At 42.6% G+C, this 3,389-nt stretch carries 2 protein-coding genes; both read right to left on the bottom strand.

Annotation, left to right across the window (positions count from 1 at the left end; genetic code table 11):
- Window positions 1-195: 195 nt before the first annotated feature.
- Window positions 196-1,962 (bottom strand): PAS domain-containing sensor histidine kinase, encoded by a 1,767-nt coding sequence (locus tag PN462_RS00930; RefSeq protein WP_272125956.1) that lies wholly within the window; start codon window positions 1,960-1,962, stop codon window positions 196-198.
- Between the two features lie 83 nt (window positions 1,963-2,045).
- On the bottom strand, window positions 2,046-3,173 hold the full coding sequence (wecB, locus tag PN462_RS00925) for a non-hydrolyzing UDP-N-acetylglucosamine 2-epimerase (RefSeq protein WP_272125954.1): 1,128 nt from the start codon (window positions 3,171-3,173) through the stop codon (window positions 2,046-2,048).
- Window positions 3,174-3,389: the final 216 nt, after the last annotated feature.

Below are 3,389 nucleotides of genomic sequence, written 5' to 3'. Positions count from 1 at the left end.
TTATGTCTATCAACCCGTTTTAACGGGTTTTAGCTATTAGCCTTGGGTTTTAACCCAAGGCATATCTGAATGCTTATGTCTATCAACCCGTTTTAACGGGTTTTAGCTATTAGCCTTGGGTTTTAACCCAAGGCATATCTTATGTCTATCAACCCGTTTTAACAGGTTTTAGCTATTAGGATTTTAACCCAAGGCTTACATTTTAGGAAGCCGAATGGGTAAAATAATTGTAAATTGACTGCCTTCTTGGGGTTGACTTTCTACTAAAATTTCTCCTTTATGCTTTTCCACAATGATTTGATAGCAAATGGTTAATCCCAACCCTGTCCCAACTCCTACAGGTTTAGTCGTAAAAAAGGGGTCAAATAATTTATTTTGCAAGTCTTCTTCTATTCCTTCTCCCGTATCCTCAATAGTAATTTTAATTTGTTCTTCATTTATTTTTTGAGTTGTAATTATAATGTGATTGGGCTTCTTATCTCGTCGTTTATCGTACTCTATGGCATCGATCGCATTATTTAGCATACACAAAAAGACTTGATTTAATTGACCAGCATAACATTCAATAAAGGGAATTTCTTGATAGTTTTTAATAATATCAATATGGGGTTTATAAGGATTGGGTTTTAAACGGTTAGAGAGGATCATTAAAGTGCTATCTAACCCTTTATGAATATCTGCCCATTTTAAATCTGATTCGTTATGATGAGAGAAAGTTTTGAGAGAATTAATAATATTTTGGATGCGTTCTGCTCCCGACTTCATGGACTGAAGAATTTGCGGAAAATCTTGCTGAATAAACTCTAAATCAATGGCTCGTTTAGTTGCTTTCACTTCTAAGTTATTATGATCGCAGCAGTGATCATAAACTTCAATCAATGAAAATAAATCTTGACCATAATCTTGTAAATAGTTAATATTACCATAGATAAAGTTAATAGGATTATTAATTTCGTGGGCAACTCCGGCCACTAATTGTCCCAAACTAGACATTTTTTCCGTTTGGATGAGTTGCGCTTGGGTGCGTTGTAAGGTGGTTAGTAGTTCTTCGAGTTGTTGGGTTTTGGTTTCGCGTTCTTTAATTTCAATTTGTAATTGTTGGTTAGCTTCTGTTAATTCTTGGGTTCTTTTTTGGACAATTTCGGTGAGATGCTCTTGATACTGTTGTAAGGCGATTTCGGCGATTTTACGAGGGGTGGTATCAATGACTAAACCATCCCATAAAACCGCTTGATTGGGCTGTTTTTCGGGACGAGAGGAGGCTTCAACCCATTTGGTTTGACCGGAGGGGGTGAGGATGCGGCCTTCCCAATAAAAGGGGGTGAGCAGTCTTGCAGATACGGAGATGGATTCATCGTAACTTTCCCGATCGCTAGGATGAATACAATTTACAATTAGTTCTGGATGCTCTTGAATTTCTGGAGGGGAGAGTTCAAATAAATCTTGACATCCAGAACTAATAAAAGGATAGGCGATTGTGCCGTCTTCGTAACGTAAAAATTGAAACAACATCCCCGGTAGATTGGCGGAGAGATTGAGAAAGCGAGCTTGGGTTTGTTGGAGGAGATTTTCCTGTTGTTTCCAAGGGAGAATAAAGCGACTGGAAATAATGACTCCCCCAATCTCTCCCTGTTCGTTCTTCCAAGGAGACATTTCCCACTGGACCCACTCTTTTTCCCCGGATGCAGTGAAAACGTGACTCCCCTCGTCTTGGTGTTCCTTTCCTCGTAAACAACCCGGAGAGGTGTCTTGCCAGCGTGTGAGGAGACTGGGGGAAATTCGGTATAACTGAGCCGTATCTGGTAGCGATCGCCCGATAATTTGGTCTTCGGTGAGTCCATAATCCTGCAACCACTGTTGACTGACCAATAAATGGGTCATCTGGCGATCAAACATAGCGATCGCTGCCGGGGTATATTGGAGTAGGGGTTGGAATAAACGACTAGATACTGAGCAATCCATAAACTTGCAGAAAATAAAGAGACAGTCAGAAATTGCAAACCCATTGATACACCCATTCCCCGCATCGACTCAAACCAGTTCGGTTAGCGGGATTTGTCCGTACTTGATAAATAATCCAGAACAATTTGTAAAATCCGTGTGGCCGCTTGACCATCCCCAAAGGGGTTAATCGCATTGGCCATGGTGTGATAAGCTGACTCGTGTTCAAGTAACAGTTGAGTTTCTTGAACAATCCGAGTGGATTGAGTTCCCACCAGTTTAGCAGTCCCTGCCGCGATCGCTTCCGGTCGTTCCGTCGTATCCCGCAACACTAACACAGGTTTCCCTAAACTCGGAGCTTCCTCTTGTAACCCTCCTGAATCCGTCAATAAGAGGTGACAGCGTTGAATTGCTCCCACCAACTGAGCATAATCGAGAGGTTCACAGAGAAACACCCGTGGATGTTCCCCCAAAGCAGCTTGAATGGGTTCACGGACAATAGGATTCCGATGTAACGGTAACAGTAAAGCCGTATCCGGAAAACAAGCTAGAATCTTCTCAAAACCATTAAGAATCTCCTGCAAGGGGTTTCCCCAATTTTCCCGTCGATGGACTGTCGCCAATAACACTCGATAACGTTCCCAGTCTAACCCGTCTATGGGACAATTGGGATGTTGTGCCGCCACCGTCAGTAACGCATCAATCACTGTATTTCCCGTCTGGTGAATTTCTCCCGTCACCCCAGATTTTTGTAAATTCTCCACGGCCAAGGTGGTGGGAGCAAAATGTAATTGGCCCAGTTGGGAAATTAAGCGTCGGTTTGCTTCTTCAGGATAGGGGTTAAATAAATTATCGGTGCGGAGTCCCGCTTCGACATGGCCGACGGGAATTTGTTGATAAAATGCAGCTAATGCAGCAGCAAAAGCAGTGGTTGTATCCCCTTGGACAATGACGAGATCAGGGGTTAACTCCTGAAAAATGCGTTCGAGTCCCTGTAAACTGCGACAGGTAATATCGGTTAAACTCTGCTTAGGCTGCATGATGTTTAAGTCCTGGTCTGCTTGCAGGTTAAACAACCCCATTACCTGATCCACCATTTCCCGATGTTGGCCGGTTAAGATCGCATGGGTGGTTACGTCAGGAGACTGGCGAAATTTTTGGATCACCGGGGCCAGTTTAATCGCTTCTGGACGAGTCCCTAAGATGATGCAAACAGAAAACGAAACGGTCATAGTCAATTTCTAGGGGGGTGTGGTTCTCTCTGTTTATCTTACGGGATGAATAATGGATAATTAATAATTAATAATTAATAATTGATAATTGATAACTCGTAGGGTGCGTTAACGAAGTGTAACGCACCCAACCCAACTAAAAGCCTGATAACTCGTAGGGTGCGTTAACGAAGTGTAACGCACCCAACCCAACTAAAAGCCTGATAACTCGTAGGG

The organism is Spirulina sp. CS-785/01 (assembly GCF_028330525.1).
Classification (GTDB): Bacteria; Cyanobacteriota; Cyanobacteriia; order Cyanobacteriales; family Spirulinaceae; genus JAQMSD01.
The sequence above is the reverse complement of the archived record's forward strand: the minus strand, read 5'-3'. Positions and strand labels throughout refer to the sequence as shown.